Source organism: Sorangium sp. So ce1504, assembly GCF_051521635.1.
Classification (GTDB): Bacteria; Myxococcota_A; Polyangia; order Polyangiales; family Polyangiaceae; genus Sorangium; species Sorangium cellulosum_B.
In genome coordinates this window covers 1,243,939-1,261,537 of sequence record NZ_CP150365.1, presented here as the reverse complement: position 1 = coordinate 1,261,537, position 17,599 = coordinate 1,243,939, and the positions used below count along the sequence as shown (strand labels likewise).

Below are 17,599 nucleotides of genomic sequence, written 5' to 3'. Positions count from 1 at the left end.
GTGAGGCGCGTCGTGCGCCGCGCGCGCACGCGCGTCACGCGCCGCGCGCCTCAGGTCGTCACGGGACGCGCACGCCGCGCGCCGCCCGCGATCAGTCCTGCACCTTCACGCTCCGGATGATGTCCCCATCCGCGAGCGCAGCCCACGGCCCGGCGGCGACGCCGACGGCCGCGTACTGGCCGTCGAGGTGCGGCGCGCGCGCGTGCATCACGAAGAGCTGGCTCGATCCGGTGTCGCGGCCGGCGAGCGCGACGCCGACCCGCAGCGGCTCGAACGCGACCGGCGACGTCTCGCAACGCAGCGCCGGCCTGCCGGGCGGACCTCCGGCGCCGTCGCCGAACGGCGCGCCGAACTGGGTGACGAAGCCGGGCACCACGCGATGGACAAGCTTGCCGTCGTAATAGCCGGAGCGCGCGAGATCGACGAAGCGGGTCACCGCGACGGGCGCGAGCGCAGGGTCGAGCGACATCGTGAGCTCGCCGGCGTCCGTGTCGAAGATCAGCACCGCCGGCGCGCGCACGAGCGCGGAGGCCTCGGCCGGCACCTCGCCGACCGGCGGCGCGACGGCCGGCCGCCCCGCCGCGCCCGCGTCCCCCGGCAGACCGGCGTCGCACGCGATCTTGCGGCCCCTGAGCACGCCGAGCGCCGTCCCGGCGCGCGCCCGCGTCGTGGGGTGGCTCGACCGGCAGAGCTGCTCCAGGCGAGCCTCCGCCGGCTTGAGCGCCAGCGCGCCCACCGCGTCGACGACCGCGCCGATCAGCTCCGGATCGTCGCGCGCGCCTGGGCGGTCGAGGATCGCGAGCAGCGCGGCCTCGATCGCCGGCGACGTGACCGCTGCGGGGGCGTCCTTCTCGTCGCTCCGCTTCCTGCGCTTCCGCTTCCCCGGCGCCTCCGACGCGCGCTGGGGCTGCCGCGCGATGACCTCTGCCGCGGCGGCGACGAGGCCCGGCTCCTCCGCGGCGAGCGCCTTCGCGAGCAGGTCGGGCGCGCCGGCGATCTCCTCGTGCGCGGCGATGAGCTCGATCGCGGCCTCCCGCGCGCGCAGATCGCCCGACGCGGCGTACGCGCGGAACGCGGCGAGCCGCGCGCCCGTGATGGCGTCGCGGCCGATCACCTCGACGACCGCCCGGGCGCCGATCGAGCCGCGCACCGGCGCGCCTGCGTCCGGCTTGCTCCCCGGCTCCGCCGGCGCCGTGACGTCACAGCCGAGCAGCAGCGGATCGCGGTAGTCCCCGCCCGCGAGGAGCCGGGCCGCGCCGCAGCGGAGCCACGCGACGCGGCGGAGGATCGCCGCGGGCGCGCTCGGCGGCGGCGGCAGGGCGGCGAGATCGCGGAGCGCCTTGCGCGCGGCGCCCGCAGATCCGAGCGCGTCGAGCGCGGTGAGCAGCACGCCGAAGTCCTCGCTCACGAGGCCCGTGAGCGCGATCGGGTCCGCGCTCGGGACGAGCGCGGCGACCGCGTCGGCGAGGGCGCGCTGGCCGGGCGGGCCGAGCCGCTTGAGCGCGCGCGCGGCCTCGGCGCGCTCGCTCGCGGTGAACACGCCCTTCGCGGAGAGCACGCGCGCGAGCTCGGAGGCGGCCGCCTCCCCTGCCCGGCCGAGCGCGCGCACCGCGAAGAGCCGCGCGTCGGAGGCCTCCGCGAGCCGCGCGGTCGCGACATCGCGGATGCGGGGGATGACCGTGAGCGGGACGTGCTCGAGGCGCCCGATCGGGTAGAGCGCCTCGGGGACCGGCGGGCTCGCCGCGCTCCCCGAGGCGAGGTTGAGCAGCGCGACGAGCGTCTCCTCGCGCAGCTTGAGCTTGATCGCGGCGAGATCGCCGAGCGCATACGCCGCGTGGATCGCGCGCTCGCGCGGGCCGTCGAGCCACGCGACCAGCGTCGGCTCCGACGCCTCCGCGCCGCACCGCCCGATGGCGCGGGCGAGCGCGCCGCCCGCGTCGAGCGGCGGCGCACCCGCAGCGGCGCCGCCGCTCGGCGCCGCCGCGGACGCAGCGGCGCTCGCCGCGCCCGCGGGGCTCGGGCGGGCGTCGCGGGCGAGGGCGCGCGCGACGAGCGCCGAGACCGCCTCGACCTCGCGCTCCTTGCACGAGAACCCGATGCCGTAGGCGGCCCACGCGACCACCTCGTCGTCCTCGTCGGCAAGCGCCCGCGCGAGCCCAGGCCACGCCGCGTCTCCGCCGATGCGCGCGAGGGCCCGCGCGGCGGCGCGCCGCACGCCGACGTCGCGGCTCTGCTGGTCCGCGGGGCTCACCTCCAGGGCGGCGCGGCGCTGCTCGGCCGCGAGGAGGGCATCGAGCCGCCCCGCCGCCCCGGCGCTGGCGGCCGGCGCCGCCGCGGAGCTCCCGGCGTCGGGCGCAGGGCCCGGCGCCGGCTGCCCGGTGCAGGCGGAGAGGGAGAGGAGCAGCGCGAGGACGAGGAGCGGAGAGGAGCGCCTTCTCGGCATGATCACGGTTCACCCTGACGAGCGGTGTCGAGCAGCCAGGCGGCGCTCTCGCTGAGGATCCGCCTGCGGCGCATCGCGCGCGCGTCGAGCCACATCGAGATCACCTCGTGACCGCGCTGCCATGCGCGCGCAACCACCGGCTCGCCCACGCGCGACGCCGGCAGCCCGCAAGCGTCGATCCCGACGTCGTGGAAGTTCTGGAGAGCCCTGGCCATGTGCCAGGAGCAGGTGACGATCGCCGCGCGCCGCGCGCCCACGCGGCGCAGGAGGGCCGCGCTGAAGATCGCGTTCTCGTGCGTCGTCAGCGACCAGAGATCCTGCAGGATCGCGTGCGCCGGCACGCCGGCGCGCCGCAGCTCTGCGGCGAGCACGCGCGCCTCGACCTGCGCGCCCCAGCGGCGCCCGCCGCTGGCGATCACCCACGGCGCGACCCCGGCGCGGTAGGCCTCCGCGGCGCGCGCCGCGCGGCGCGCGCCGGGGGCCGCCGGGCGCCCGGAGGGAAACACCCTGCAGCCGAGGACGACGATGGCGTCCGCGTGGAGCGGCATGCGACCGACCATAGCCCATCGGCCGCGACCTTCGCGTGCCCGCTGCGCGCGATCGTCCTGCCCTCCCGCTGCCGCCCGCGGGCCGTGCCGCTCCGATGCCTGCGCCGCCCGCAGGCCGACCTGTGGCCGCCATCTGCGACCCCCGCCCCGCCGCCCGCGCCTCTGCCCCGCCTCCGCCCCGCCGCCGCGCGCTCCCGCCCCCCAGCGGCAGGCCGCGCCCGCCGCTGGGCCCGCAACCTATCCCCTGACTACATTGGCGCCTTGGCCCTGCTCCCCCGGCCAGGTCTCCACGTCTGCGACCTTCCTTGCTCCCGGTGCACCAGGCGGCTTGACGCTGCCCGCGCTCGGAATCTAATAGCTCTACCTTGAAACGGGCGGGGTTCAGCGAGCGAGGCAGGATGCGGATCAAGATGTGGGGGGTTCGCGGAAGCATCCCCACGCCCGGTGCAGGCACGGTCGAAGTAGGCGGCAACACGAGCTGCTATGAGATTCGTGCCGGCGAAACGCTGGTCATCCTCGATGGAGGGACGGGGCTCCGTCTCCTCGGCCAGGAGCTGGTCAAGGAGATGCCCTTCGAAGCCTGGATGTTCTTCAGTCATGTGCACTGGGATCACATCCAGGGCTTCCCGTTCTTCACGCCCGCGTTCGTGCGCGGGAACAAGATCCATCTCTACGGTGGCCTCAACGTCTCCCGGACGCTCGAGGAGACGCTGGCCGGGCAGATGGACTACCCGAGCTTCCCGGTGCACCTCACGGAGATGGGCGCGGCGATGACCTTCCGCGACCTCTACGAGGGCGAGGTGGTCACGATCGGCCCGAACGACGATGTGCGCGTGACCAACGCGCGCGGCAACCACCCGAACGGCGTGTACGCGTACCGCGTCGAGCACGAGGGCAAGGTGGTCGTGTACATCACCGACTCCGAGCACTACGCGATCGTGGATCCGAAGCTGAAGAAGCTCGCGATGGGCGCCGACGTGCTGATCTTCGACGCCATGTACACGCCCGAAGAGTACGCGGGCGAGGTCGGCGGCGGCCCGAAGACGGGCTGGGGTCACGCCACGTTCGTCGCGGGCTGCGAGCTCGCGAAGGCGGCGGGCGCCAAGCAGCTCGTCCTGCACCACCACGATCCCAACCAGACCGACGCGATGGTGCGCGAGAAGGAGATGCGCGCCCGCGAGCTCTTCCCGAACACCATCGCCGCGCGCGAAGGCACGGTCATCGAGATCTAGCGCGACGCCTCGCCAGGCTCGTGGCGGCAAGGAGCCGCGCGCGGCCAGACGCGGCGCGCTCCAGCGCCGCGTCTCGCTGCCACAGGCGCCTTAAGCGCTCTTCGCCATCGGCTCTCGGGTGATCTCCTCGATGCGCGCGCGCATCCGCTTCTTGGCGCGCTCCTCGATCTGCCGCACGCGCTCCTTGCTGACGCCGAAGTCGGCGCCGAGCTGCTCGAGCGTCACGGGGCTGTCCGTCAGCCAGCGCTGGTTCATGATGGAGCGCTCGCGGGGCGACAGCTCGTTCACGACCTGGAGCAGCGCGCGCGAGAGCTGCGCGCGCTCATCGGCGTCGCAGGCCTCGTCCTCCGGCGTGTGCGCGCTCGACGCGAGCCGCTCCACCGGAGCTACGCCGTCCTCGGTCGGAGAGCGCTCCAGGCTGACGTCGCGCGCCATCAGCAGCGGCAGCAGCTCGGCCGCCCGTTCCTCCGACAGGCCGCTCAGCTCCGCGAGCACCGCCGGGTCCTTCTCGTGCGTCTTGCGGTAGATGCGCAGCGCGCGCCGCTCGCTCTTCGACGACCCGAGGCGCACGATCCGGTACCCCCGCGCCACGTGCTCGCGGATCTCCGCCCGGATCCAGTAGGCCGCGTACGTCGCCAGGCGGCAGCCGCGGTCCGGATCGAAGCGCTCCGCGGCCTTCAGGAGGCCGATGTTCCCCTCCTGCACGATGTCCTCCATCGGCAGCCCCCAGCGGCGGTACTCGAGAGCGATCGTCATCACGAAGGGCAGGCACGCCTCGATGAGGCGCCGGCCAGCGTCCTGGTCACCAGCTCGCCAGCGGAGCGCGAGCTCCCGCTCGGCGTCCGGGCTCAGGGTGGCGTAGTTCGCGAGCTCTGTACGATAAGCCGAGAATGCCGCACGATCCCAGGTGGCGCTCATGATCTCTCCGCTCTCCCACCGCGCGCCGATCAAGGAGGGTTGGTTTGCGAGCCCCTACGAGCCGGCGGGCGGCACAGACGCAGATGCAGGCGCGATGCCGGGATAAACCCTAGGAAATCGCCTTTTTTTGCGCTGGAATGCGCAACGTGTTCGGATCCCTCGACGGAAGCGAAAGCTTTGCGGGAAAGCGGAGGAGCACGAATGCGCAGCGCTGAGCCCAGATCCACAGCGCACGAGCGGCGAATGAGGCGGACGATGTGCGCGCCGAGGCCCCAGGCCGCGGGCGACGGCGCCGCCCGAGCGGCGCGCGCGCTCGCTCGCCGCGCGGCCGCCGCCGCGGTCGCCCCTGCCCCCGCGCGCCGCATCGTGATATCCGGGGAGCAGTGAGGACGCGCGTCGCGGGCTCCGTCGCGTGCATCGCCGCAAGCCTGGCGACGCTCGCCTTGCTCTCGCGCGAGGCGGAGATCCCCCTCGCGAGGGCGCGGCGCGGGATCGCGCGGCCCTTGCTCCACACCGTCGCGCCAGACGACGAGGAGATCGACGGCGTCGGCTGTGACCCGAACGCCCTCGACCGCGGCATCGCGGTGCCGACCGGGGCGCCGACGTCGCTCGGCTGCGAGCAGGCTCGCGCCATCGTGGCCCAGGCCCGCACCACGCTGGCCGCTCCGCCGCTCCGCGTCGATCCCGCAAAGTTTGCCGAAGCGACCTCCGACTGGCTGGATCCGCACGGGCTGTGGTCGGTCGCCCCCGACACGCCCGTGGGCGCCTCGCTGCAGCGGGAAGCCGCCGCGCTCCTGGACGAGCTGCAGGCGCCCGTGGGCAGCGGGCCGTGCGCGGCGGCGCTGCGCGTCGGGCAGGAGCTCGGCCGGTGGTCGCGCGAGCTCGAGAGGCTCTTCGATGACGGCTACCGGCGCGGCCTGGCCAGCCCGCCCGCGACCCACGCCGCGGCGTGGGAGCTGGTGTCGTCGGCGCCGTTCGAGGACGGCGAGGTGACGCGCAGCGCCCGGGACCTCGCGCGCAAGCTCGGCCGGGAGGTCGGCGGGCTGCGCGCGCATGTCGGGGAGCCGCTCGCCCGGTACGCCGACGCCGTGCGCGAGCGGGCGGCGCCCTCGATGAGCGAGGACGGCTGGGCGCGCACGGTGATCGCCGCCGCGGTGCGCGCCTATGTGCCCCAGCTGGACGCGCACGGCGCCTGGGCGCCGCTCGAGGAGGAGGTCTCCATCTACGATCTCGACCTCGAGGCGCACCCGCCGGCCCGGCTCTGGCAAGAGATGACGCGCACCGCGATCGGGGTGCGCATCGACCGCGGCGCGCTCGCGCCGCTCGAGGACGGGGACGTGGTGATCCGGATCCAGGATCTGCCGATCTCCGGCATGAGCGTCGAGCAGGCCGAGCAGCTCGCCGTGCTGTCCGACGTGCACCCCGGGACGACCGCTCGCGTGGCGCTGCTGCGGCGCGGGGTCGCGGCGCCCCTCGAGCTGACCGTGGCGCCGCACCCGGTCGGACCGCAGCCGGCCGAGGCGGCGCCCTCGGAGCTGCCGCTCGATCTGGTGCGCTACGGGGACGGCAAGGTCGCGGTGATCGCCATCCCCGACGTGCCCGACGACCTCGGGGATCGGGTCGCGGCGGCGCTCCTCCGCGCGCGCGCGCAGGGCGACACGCGGGGCGTGATGCTGGACGTGCGCGCGAACGGCGGCGGCTCGACCGACGGCGCGATCGCCGCGCTAGGGCTGTTCCTGCCGGGCGTACCGCTGTTCCCGATGCGGCGCCGCGACGGCGGCGTCGAGGTGGAGCGCTCGCCCGACGTCCCGGAGGAGCGCGGGTGGAGCGGGCCGCTCGCGGTGCTCGTCGACGGCGACTCCGCGAGCGCGGCGGAGATGATCGCCGGCGCGATCGCCAGCTACCGGCGCGGCGTGATCATCGGCGATCGGACGTACGGCAAGGGGTGCGCTCAGGAATACCTCGACGACGACGCCCACGTCGGCGTGCTGCGGCTCACGACGCTCCTCTACGCGCTCCCCGACGGCGCGCCGGTGCAGAAGGTGGGCATCGTGCCGCAGGTGCAGCTGTCGCTGCCGGCGACGAGCGAGCGAGAGGCGCGCGTGGACCGGGCGCTCGGCCCGTGGCGAGGCCCCGACGTGCGCGATCTGCACCGCGTGCGCGACGTGCCCTGGCCGGCGCACGCAGGGCGGATAGGGCCCTGCCGCGACGAGACGGTCTGCCGCGCGCTGCGGTCGCTCGGCGCGGTGCCCGCGGCAGCGCGCTGACGCGCGTGCGCTGACGCGCGTCAGCGCTTCCAGAACTTGCCGAGGAGACCGCCCGCGGGCGCCGTATCGCTCGTCGTGCGGCTCCGCATCTCCTGCAGGCGGACCTCGCGGATGGCGTCGAGGTTCTTCGGGTTGAGCTCTGCCGCCAGGCGGAAATCGCCGATCGCCTTGTCGATCCTCCCCGAGCGCTTGAGGAGCATGCCGCGGTAGAAGAGCGCCCGCTCGTAGCGAGGCTCCTTCTCCAGGACGGCATCCAGCGTCTGGATCAGATCGTCGTAGTGCGCGCTCGTGGCCCCCTCCGCGAGCACGGGCGGATCGCCGCGCCGCTGCGCCTGGATCCAGACGAGCAACGTCATGTACTCGGGCTGCTCCGGGTCGGCGTTGAGCGCGCGCCGCGCGCGGGCCTCGGCGCCCGCGAGGTCGTTCTTCTTGAGCAGTATCTCGGCCTTCTGGAACTCGAGCGCGGCGTCGACGGCGCGGGCGATCCGCTGCTCGTCCTCGGCGGGGGGCGGGGCCTCCTTCGGCGCGCTCTGGTACTCGGCGCGCCGCTTCGGATCGCTCAGCGTCTGGTAGGCCTCGCTGATGCGGGCGAACACGCGCGCGACGAGCGGCTTGACGTCCTGGAGCTCCGCCGGCGTCCGGTCGGGGTGCCACCGCTTGGCGAGCGCGAAATAGGCGCTCTGCACGCGCTCCGGAGGGGCGTCCTCCGCGACGCCGAGCATCTCGAAGAAGCTCTCACCGTCGATCGACGCGGCGCGCGCCTCGATCTCCGCGCGGCGCGCGGCGAGCTCGGGGTTCGGCGCGGCGCGCGGCAGCGGGGGGAGATCGGGCGCGAGCGCCGCCGGTCCCTGCGGCTTCGCTGGCTCCGCGGCGCGCGCCGGCGGCACAGGCGACGGCGCCTCGGCGCGCCCCGCCCCTCGCGCAGCCCTGCTGCCCTCCGGGCCGACCGCCGCCATCTTGACGGTGGGCGCCTGCTGGGGCGGCGGCGCAACGCGGGCGCCGGCGAAGGTCGGCGCAGGAGGCGGCCTCAGCGCCTTCGGATCCACGCCGCGGTAACCGCCGCCCGGATCACCGCCGGGCGCGCGCGCGTCGAAGGGCGCCGCCGGGCTCGGGGTGGGCGCGCCGCTCCACGACGCCGCCTCCGGCGCCGCGGCCGGGGGTGGCGCCGTGGAGCGACGGGGGGCGACCGGGACCCCGGCGCGCCTGCTGGACGGCGCGGCGACGTCGTCGGGCTGCCGCTGCGGTGCGCGGCCTTCGGCCTCGCCGCGCGCCGGGCGTGGACCGGGCATCGTCGAGCCCGCGGTGGGGCGCGGCGAGCGCGCCGCCGCGCCGGAGGGCTCGCGCTGGGGCGCTGGCCCCGCCTCGGCCGGGGGCGCGCCAGCGGCCCGCTCCCGGCCGGGCCCGGCGGGACCGCCGACCCCGACAGGGCGCCGGCCCGGCGCGCCGAGATCGAGGTGCCGCGTGATCGCGAGCGCATAGATCATCAGCCGCACGACGCGCTCCTGCGCGACGCCGGCGGCGAGCAGCTCGGCCAGCGTCATGCGCCGCATCCGCAGGAGATCCACGATGGCCGCCTCGTCGCGATGGAGCTGGAAGCGCTTCATCTCGGCCTCGACGTGGAGCCCGAGCTGCCGGTTCTGGATCCGGTCCAGGGTCGTGTCGATCAGCGGATCGTCGGCGTGGAGCCGGACGCCCGCCATGATCACCGCGAGGGGCTCGCACCCGATGAGCTCCGGACCGCCGTAGGACGACAGCAGGTTCTGGGCGTCGTAGTAGGCGTAACGCGTCCCGGGCGGGAGATCGTAGAGCGCGACCAGCTTGCGCACGAGCTGCTCGCGCAGCACGCCGAACACCGTCTCCCTGTCGAGCAGGCCCCGGGAGACGAGCAGCCGGCCATGCAGCACCCGTCGCTTGGTGATGTCCCGGAGCGTCTCCCGGAGCGTCGCCTCGTCCAGGAGGCCGAGATCGAGGATCACCCGATCGAGCGGGGCGATGATCGTCCCGGTCCAGATCTTGGCCGGCACGCCTTCGCTGAAGAAGATGCCGTGGCGGACGCCGTCGGGGTCGATGAAGCACGTCGTGCCGGTGAGGCGCCGGTCGAGCATGTACACGAACAGGTGGACGAGCGGCGTGCGCGCGAGCGTGCCCTCCGCGGTCGGCGGGTCGCCCGGCAACGACAGCACGGCGATCGGACCGGCCATCGCCGACGGAGGCAGATCAGACACGGGGTTGCGCTCGCGCCGCTGCGGCGGATCTCCCCAGCCGCGGGTTCGCACCGACGGCGGCCGCGCGCTCTCCTCGGGGACCTCGTCCGGATCGCTGTCTGTCTGCACCGACCACGACTCCTCTCCATGAGCGCCCGGGGCGGGCGAGGTTGGGTCCGCCACCGCGGCGGGCTCCAGATGCGGTGGATCTGGCCAGCGCGCCGTCGTGCGCCCTGACCGCAAGGGCGGAGACAGCCTGCCGGACGGCGCAGGCGGCAGATCCGCGAGCATCCTGGCGTCCGCGCCGTCGTCCGGCAGCCCCCCGAACGTGGCCTCGGGCGGCGAGGCGGGCCCGCGGGCGGCGTCGCTGGCCCGCGGCTGCGTCCTCCGGCTCGCCGGCGCGTTGGTCATGGGCAGCGTGGGCGACGAGGGCCGCGTGATCTGCTGCTGCGGCGGCATGCGGAGGTTTCCGAGCGGCGACGCCGGCGCGTTGCGGATCGGCGGCGACTCCGCCGCGAGCACCGGCGAGCGGAGCGACACCTGCGGCGCCTCCTGGATCGCCGCGTGGGCGCGCATCGACGCGGCGGCGGGGTCGTCGCTCGTCGCGACGATCCGGCGGATGTGCCGAGGCGGCTCGCCCTGGCGAGGCCGCTCGGCGAGATCGACCTCGAGCGCGCGCGGGATGGGACCGCCGGCGGCGTCGAGGACCAGCCGGACGCGCGGCTGCGAGTACCGGGCCGGGTGCGTCGGCGTCTGCACGACGAGCGCGACCTCCCCGGTCGAGAGCTCCACGAGCGTGCCGGTCGGAAAGATGCCGAGCGCGCCCACGAGCAGCCGCAGCACCGCGCGGTCCGCCGGATCGGCCGCCTCCTGCTCGAGCTTGGCGATGGCCTCGTCGGCGGAGAGCGGCGCCTCGCCCGGGGCCGGCGTCAGGAGGTCGTTGAAGGCGCGGGCGGTCGCGAGGATCCGCGCCTGGAGCGTCGGCTGGCGGAGGCCGCGGTAGACCGGGCCGAGCGCCGGCTGGCGGCGCACCCAGTGCGCCTCGTAGGCCACGACGGTGCGCATCACGCTCGGCTCGTTGACGAGGCCGAGCGCGGTCAGCACGACCGCCGTGCCCGCCGGGACGTCCGCCTCCTGCTGCTCGCTCAGCTGCGGGACGAGCCCGCCCGAGCCGCTCGTCGCGGCGCCCGTGAGGCGCGGCCGCGCGATGTCGAAGAGCAGCGCCGCCATCGAGAGCCGCTGGAGAAGGACGACGTCGCTCGTGATCTGCCGCGCCATCGCGAGGCTCAGGATCGCGGTGTTCACGGCGCGCCCGGCGTCGTCGTGGTTCTGGTTGCGCAGCGCGGTGACGCCCAGGAAGGCCGGCGTCTCGTTCGCGGAGAGGTCGACGAGACGCTGCGTGATGCGCTTGACGCCCTGCCGCAGCGTGTACCGGCCGTGCCGCAGGTCGTCGTAGAACCGGCGGATGATCACGATCGCCGTCGCGTAGGTGCGCACGATCGCGGAGGTCTCGTCGCCCTCGCGATCGATCGCCACCTCGCGGCGGAGCACGGCCTCGTCCACGGCGCGCAGGCGGATGCGCGGCGCCGGGCGGTCGGCGAGCGCCGGCTTGCTGCTGCGGAGGGCCTCGGCGAGCGCGGAGGCGAGGGCGTAGAGATCGCTCGCGCGGACGTCCTTGGCGACGCCGATCTCGGAGTAGCCGCAGCGGCTCAGGACGTCGCCGAGCTCGAGCGCGCCCTCGTAGACGGCGCGGTTCGCCTTGAGGAGCTGTCCGGAGACGAACACCGAGCCGCGGGTGAACAGGATCGAGACGTTGTGACCGGAGCGCTGGCCGAAGTCCTGGACCAGCGAGACCGTCTCCTCGACCTGCCGCACCATGGCCTGGTTGTCGATCGCGTGCAGCGTCGAGAGCTTCACCAGCCGGAAGAGGGCCTGCACCACGCTGGCGGCGAGATCGCGCGCCTGCTCGCGGCGGATGTTCTCCGACACGTTCTGGCTGATGACGTCGACCTGGGGCGCCATCACGGGACCTCCCCGGCGGTCGAGATCCGCTTGCCGAGGCGCGCGGCGATGGCCTCGGCGGCGGCGCCCGCGGCGTCGCGCAGCGCCTGGCTGTTCCAGGGCCGCCGCTTCGTGGCGGCGAGCGCGGCGTCGAGCGCCTCCTGCGAGCGCGCCTCGCGGCCGAGCAGCTCCGCCGAGAGGCAGCGGGTCTGCTCCGCCGCGTCGTCCGCGAGGAGGCCGTGCCGCTGGAGCAGCTCGACGGCGACCGACTCGCCGCGCGCCGGGTTGAGCGTGTAGAGCGCGCCGAGGAACTCGCGCCGCTCGTCGAGCGTGAGCTGGTGGAACGAGCTGTCCTGCACGCGGCGGACCAGCAGCGGTCCGGCCGCGCGGACCTGGTGGTGCGCCAGCGTGCGGAGCGCCGCGACGCGCACGTCGGGCGGCGCCGACTCGGCGAGCGAGAGCAGCTCGTCCCGGATCTGCTCGGGGCTCGTCGCGAGGTGCGCGATCGCCTCGCAGCGGAGCGCCGCGTTCGCGCACCCGGAGAGCCGCTTCAGCGCGCCCAGGGCGCCCGGCGTCCGCGACGCGGCGAACATCTTGAGGATCGGGCGGGCCACGTCGAGATCCAGCGTCATGAGCGCGTCCACGACCCCCTCCTCGTGCCCGGGCAGCGTCCGCTCGACGTGGCCGAGCAGCGCGCGGCGCAGCGCCTCGTGGCCGGTGTGCCCCACGACCTCCATCGCGACGGGCAGGGTTTCGCTGCCGAGCTTGTGCAGGATGGGCGCGAGCCGCTGCGCGACCAGATCGAGGTCCACGGGGGCGGGCTGCGCCGCGCCGCCGGGGGCGGCCGTCATGACGACGCGCGTCGCCTCGCGGAGGAGCAGCCGCATCGTGTCGGGCGGGAACATCCCCCGGGCGAGCTCCGTCGCGAGCGCGCCCCCCTGCTGCCTGGGCGCGAGCGCGTCGAGGGCCTTCTCGATGGCGTCGTGCATCCCGAAGAGCACCTCGAAGCGGCGCGCGAGGATGAGATCGCGCGCCGAGGCGGCCATCGGCTCGGTCACGAGCTCGACGTCCTTGTACCGCCTGGCGTTCAGGAAGGCGTCGGCCACGACCTCGACGAAGCGCTCGCTCCAGCGGTCCGGGCTCATGACCAGCTGCGTGCCGAGCGCGCGCTGCGCGACCGGGTCGAGCGCGAGCGCGCTCGCGGCGCGGCGCGCGGCCCGCAGCGCGGCGGCGTCGGTGTCGATGACCATCGCCGCCGCCTCGGCGCGGTTCGCCTTCTCCTCGGCGGCGCGCCGGGCCATGCCCTCGAGGTCGTCGGCCTCGTGCCAGAACTGCTCGCGATCGGCCGCGTCCCCCTCGACGAAGACGCTCACCACGTCGTAGCGCACGTGCTCGAGGCGGCGCTCCCACAGGGCGGCCGCGACGTCGTCCTCGGGGGCGAGGTCGCGCAGCGGATCGAGCAGCAGCACCTCGCAGAGCGCGCGCAGCTCGTCCTCCGTGATGCCAGGGAGCAGCTGGACGCGCCGCACGCCGGCCGCGAACAGGTTGTACGGGACGAGGTCGAGCGGGTGCGACGGCTCCCACACCGTCCGCCGGCGATGCTCGAAGGCGTACGGCGTCAGCGTCCAGTGGACGAGGCTCCCGTCCGCGCGCAGCGCCTCCACGATCGCCTGGAAGGTCGCGCGGAGCTTGTTGTCCGCGTCCGGATGGGTCCAGCCGTAGTGACGCACCGCCGGTAGCAGCCGCTCCACGCGGCGGAACACCTCGGTGAGCCGCGTGACAGCGGGGTCGTCCGGCTCCGCCTCGCCCGGCTCGTCGTGAGGCGCGGGCTCCTCCGCCGCCCGCATCCCGACGGCCGTGGGTGAGTCGTCCGGCGGGGGGCGCCTCGTGCTCTGCGGCGAGGAGCGGCGGGGCACGGACGCGCCGACCTCCTCGAGGACGCGCAGCACCTCCTGCCGCATGTGCGCGGCCGACTCGAAGCGGTTGCGCTTGTCCCAGGCGAGCGCCTTGTCGACGAGGCCGATGACCGAGGCGGGCAGCTCGGGCGCGATCCGCGCGAGCGACGGCGCCGGCGTCGTCGCCGCGAGGATGAACGCCTCGTTGTCCGAGCGCCCCTGGTGGAGGCGCTGCCCGCTGAGCACGGCGTACAGGGTCGCGCCGATCGAGAAGAGATCCGCCCGCCCGTCGACCCCCTCGGTCAGCCCCATCGCCTGCTCGGGCGCCATGAACGAGGGGGTCCCGAGCGCCGTGCCCGCCTTGGTCTTGTCGCCGGGCGCGCCGCGCATCCTCGCCACGCCGAAGTCGAGCAGCTTCACCACGTTGTCCTTCGTGATGAAGATGTTCGCGGGCTTCAGGTCGCGGTGGACGATGCCCTCCGCGTGGAAGCTCTCGAGCGTGAGGAGCACCTCCCCCGCGATCCAGAGCGCCTCGGCGACGGGGAGCTTCCGGCTCTTGCGCTTCCAGAGCTGCTGGACGGTCTCTCCGTCGAGCAGCTCCATCACGAGGAACGGCTCGTCCTGCTCGGTGATGTCGTCGTCGAGGATCGCGACCCGGCCGGGGTGATCGATCTTGTTGGCGACGTAGCCCTCGCGCAGGAACCGCTCGCGGATGCCGACGTCGCGCGCGAACTCGGCGTGCAGGATCTTCAGCGCGGCGCGCGAGCCGTTCCGGTGGTGGGTGGCGGCGTACACGGAGGCCATGCCGCCCACGCCGAGGAGCGAGTCGATCCGCCACTTGTTCTTGACGGTCATCCCGAGGCGGGCGCGCGCCCGCTGCTTCTCGTCCGGCGTGTCCGTGACTTCCGAGGGCGGAGGGATGACGGACTCGGGGAGGACGCCACGTGAGGTCATTCGGCCACCGGAAGGCGGGAAATCGTATCACCTCCCCGCCCGCGCCAGGTTCCGGATTTCACGCGGGAGGGCGGCCGGCCTTACGGTCCCTCGCGCTCCCTCCGCAGGCGCCCCCGGCGACGCCGCGGGAGACCGCGCTCAGGAGGCCCCCCGCGCGGCGAAGATCGCGCGACAGCGCGCGTCGTCGAGCACGGGGCGCACGCCGCGGTTCGACGGAAAGAGCGCGTTGAGGCGCGCGGTGACCGCAGGATCGCCGGTGAAGACGTCGATCTGCCGTCCGACGACCTTGATGCCGCGATCCTCGGCGACGAAGCACCCGTCGTGTCGGCCCCCGCCCGGCAGCGGCAGCCCGACGAGCTCGGGCACGAAGAGGGACGTGCCGAGCGGAATGACGCTCGAGTCGACCGCGACCGTGCGCAGCGGGGTGATCGGGCGCCCGGTCGCGCCGCGGCCGTACGGGAACCGCCGCGGATCGAGCCGCTCGAAGCAGACCTGCTGGCCGGTGCGCGGGCAGACATCGGCGCACCCGCAGCCGCGTCGCGCGAAGCTTACCGTGTCACCCGAAGCGAGCCGGCCGCTGCCCTGGACGCAGAGCTGGTCGTGGAACGCGCGCGGGACGCTCGCGAGCGGCGCGCAGGCAGCGTCGTAGAGGACCGCATCCTTCGGCCCTCCGCCCTCGCTCGGGAAGTCGTAGTAGGTGTTCCGGAACATCCCGGGCGCGAGCCCCGGCGCCGCCTGTGACGCCGGCGTCGCGCGCGCGGGCCGGCCGTGCTCTCGCACGAGGATCGCGGGGTCGCCCTGCGCGGAGGCCGCGCCCGCGGCGCCGCCCAGATCGGCCTGCGCCGCGCCGGGCGCCTCGCCCGGCGCGCCGTCGACAGCGGCGCTGGCGCGCCGGTCGCGATCGCCGTCGTCCGGGGAGGGCTCGTGGAGCCAGCCGCCGCCTCCGCGCGCGATCTGCGGCTCGCTCGAGCCGTCGTGGACCCAGTCGGCGCCCCCCTTGGTCGCGCACCCCGCGGGGAGCGCGAGCAGGAACGCATGGATCCCGCCAAGGACGAGCGCTCGCGCGCGTGCCACGCTCGTCAAAAGGCGCCTCCGAGCCGGACGAGCTCCCGGATCGCCGCGGCGGCGACGTCGGCGCGCGCCCAGAACGCGGCGGGTGAGCCGGCTCTCTCGGGCGCGGCGCCGGCCGCGATCACCACGGGCGCGGTGTCGCCCGCGCCCGGCTGGCCAAGGCGGCTCGCGACGAGCCGCAGCGGCTCGACCACCAGCGCGAACGCGATGTCCGAGCCGAGCGGCGCCAGCGCGGTCTTCATGGACGGGACCTCGCCGAGGCGCTCTCCCTGGAGCGCGCCGACCACGCTGCGGAGCCCCGCGCCCGGATCGTTGCCGACGGACGCGAAGAGGCCGTCGTCGCGGACCAGGTAGAGCAGCTCGATCGACGACGGCGGAAGCGACGCTCCCTGCGCGGCGGGCCCGCCCTTTCCGCCCTGCGGCCCCTTGCGCGCCGGCGCCCCTCCCACGCCAGCGGGCGCGCTCGCCCCCGCGGTCCGCTCGAACCGCACCCGCCGCACGTCGCCGTCGAGCAGCGGAAGCGCCGCCTTGCCCGCGGAGACCCGGAGCCCCTCGCGCTGCAGCGCGGCCTTGAACGGCGGGAGCTCCGCGGTCCCGAGGAGATCCTGGATGGAGGCCTCGAGCTTGGCCCGGTCGCCCACGGCGGCGCGCACGAACGCCGTGGGACCCGCGCCGTCGAAGCGGAGCCCGCCGGCGAACCAGTCGCCGCGCGCGTCCGACGCCGCGCGGATCGCGGCGCCGAGCCGCTCCCGCTCCGCGGCCGGGAGGTCGCCCTCGACGAGCCCAGCGAGGGCGTCGACGAGCCTGGGCACGTTCTCGGCGCGCGTCGCGGCCCGATCGCGGACGAGGATCCCGACGAGCGAGTCGGCTGGCAGATCGAGCAGCGGCTTCACGTCGCCGACGGCGAGATCGGCCGACGCCTTCGACGCCGGGCCACCCCCTGCCTTCGGCGTTCCGGAGACGCGCAGGTGCGCGTTCTCGTCCAGCACCAGCGTGAGGCGCGCTCGCTCGAGATCGCCGAGCATCGCGAGCGCGCTCTCGATCATCGGACCGAGCGGCACCGCGGTGGCGCGCGGCGCGCCGTCGGGCCCGCGCGCCTTGTCCCAGGCGCTCCGAGCCGCCTTGAGCACCGGGCCCTCGAGCGCGGCCCTCGGGATCTCGACCGCGAGATCCTCCTTCGGCACCTGCGCTTGAGGCATCGTCCGCGCGACGTAGGGGCCCAGGGAGATCAGGTCGCCCGGCGTCTCCGCGACGAGCAGGTAGTTGCCGAGGACGCCGAGGGCCACCGGGCTCGCGCCCTGGAGCGGCTCGAGCAGCGCGATCGCGGTCGCCGCGTCGGGCTTCGCGCGGAAGCGCGCCCCCTCGCCTCGCGTGAGCTGGTCGACGAAGCGTCCCCCGTCCTTCACGTGGATGCCGAGCGCGGCCCGCGGGCGCGCCCCATCCGCGGCCTCCACGGCCGCGCCGAGCACCGGCACCCCGCCGTCGATCTCGGACGCGACGGTGATGGGCAGGCCGAGCAGCGACGCCGCGAGGGCGCCGGCGCTGCTCGGGAGGAGCGCCGCCGAGCCGCCGACGAGGGCGCGCGCCTTGGCCCACGTGGCGTCTGGCGTCGGGAGGAACGCCTCGGCGACGAGCCCCGCCGGCGCGGGCACGGGGCTCAGGGCCGCGGCGCCGGCGTCGGACGGCGCGCCAGGCGATTTGCAGCCCAGAGCGCCCGCGCTCAGGCCGAGGACGATGGCCAGGAGCACCGCAGCGCCGCGGCGCACGGCAGAGGTCGATCGCACGATCACGACCCGAACGGTAGCGCCTTCCCGCCGCGATCGACCACGAACCTGCAAAATCGCCGCGCGCGCGCCGGGCGACGCACGTGAGGTCCTCGTCGCCGAGCGACTCGTGCGCGAGGAGGCGCGAGGAGGCGCGAGGAGGCGACTCCCGGGCACATCGCATCGACCGAGCGAGGAACCGTCGGGCCGCGGTCGCCGATGGTGAAAGCGCTCGGCTGCAGCCGCGGGTGCACGCCCCGGCCGGACAGCGGCGCGCAGCGTGGCAGCTGCCCCCATCACCCC

Annotated in this window: 9 protein-coding genes; 2 read left to right on the top strand and 7 right to left on the bottom strand. The window is 75.2% G+C overall.

What is annotated here, in order from left to right; genetic code table 11:
* Positions 1-91: 91 nt before the first annotated feature.
* Positions 92-2,443: a peptidylprolyl isomerase gene (locus tag WMF39_RS04700; protein WP_437744348.1), complete on the bottom strand. Its 2,352-nt coding sequence runs from the start codon at positions 2,441-2,443 to the stop codon at positions 92-94.
* 2 nt (positions 2,444-2,445) lie between these two features.
* Positions 2,446-2,991 (bottom strand): YdcF family protein, encoded by a 546-nt coding sequence (locus tag WMF39_RS04695; RefSeq protein WP_437744347.1) that lies wholly within the window; start codon positions 2,989-2,991, stop codon positions 2,446-2,448.
* Between the two features lie 398 nt (positions 2,992-3,389).
* Between WMF39_RS04695 and WMF39_RS04690 the strand changes: the two genes are divergently transcribed.
* Positions 3,390-4,223, top strand: coding sequence for an MBL fold metallo-hydrolase (locus WMF39_RS04690; RefSeq protein ID WP_020733205.1), 834 nt, complete (start codon positions 3,390-3,392; stop codon positions 4,221-4,223).
* Between the two features lie 90 nt (positions 4,224-4,313).
* Here WMF39_RS04690 and WMF39_RS04685 read toward each other — a convergent pair whose 3' ends face one another.
* Positions 4,314-5,141: a sigma-70 family RNA polymerase sigma factor gene (locus tag WMF39_RS04685; protein ID WP_437744346.1), complete on the bottom strand. Its 828-nt coding sequence runs from the start codon at positions 5,139-5,141 to the stop codon at positions 4,314-4,316.
* A 383-nt stretch (positions 5,142-5,524) separates the two neighbouring features.
* Here WMF39_RS04685 and WMF39_RS04680 point away from each other — a divergent pair, with 383 nt between their 5' ends.
* Positions 5,525-7,408, top strand: coding sequence for a S41 family peptidase (locus WMF39_RS04680; RefSeq protein ID WP_437744345.1), 1,884 nt, complete (start codon positions 5,525-5,527; stop codon positions 7,406-7,408).
* A gap of 20 nt (positions 7,409-7,428) precedes the next feature.
* Here the strand turns inward: WMF39_RS04680 and WMF39_RS04675 are convergent, their stop codons facing one another.
* The 4 genes from WMF39_RS04675 to WMF39_RS04660 form a co-directional block, all read right to left on the bottom strand.
* The gene (locus tag WMF39_RS04675; protein ID WP_437744344.1) at positions 7,429-11,634 is read right to left on the bottom strand and encodes a DnaJ domain-containing protein; all 4,206 of its coding nucleotides are present in this window, start codon (positions 11,632-11,634) and stop codon (positions 7,429-7,431) included.
* Positions 11,634-14,462, bottom strand: a complete 2,829-nt coding sequence (locus WMF39_RS04670; protein WP_437744343.1) for a protein kinase domain-containing protein — start codon at positions 14,460-14,462, stop codon at positions 11,634-11,636. The genes WMF39_RS04675 and WMF39_RS04670 overlap by 1 nt, the downstream gene beginning before the upstream one ends.
* 138 nt (positions 14,463-14,600) lie before the next feature.
* Positions 14,601-15,536 carry a 3D domain-containing protein gene (locus tag WMF39_RS04665; protein WP_437744342.1) on the bottom strand — a complete coding sequence of 312 codons (936 nt, stop codon included), beginning with the start codon at positions 15,534-15,536 and terminating at the stop codon, positions 14,601-14,603.
* A gap of 5 nt (positions 15,537-15,541) precedes the next feature.
* Positions 15,542-17,317: a hypothetical protein gene (locus tag WMF39_RS04660; protein WP_437744341.1), complete on the bottom strand. Its 1,776-nt coding sequence runs from the start codon at positions 17,315-17,317 to the stop codon at positions 15,542-15,544.
* Between the last annotated feature and the right edge of the window lie 282 nt (positions 17,318-17,599).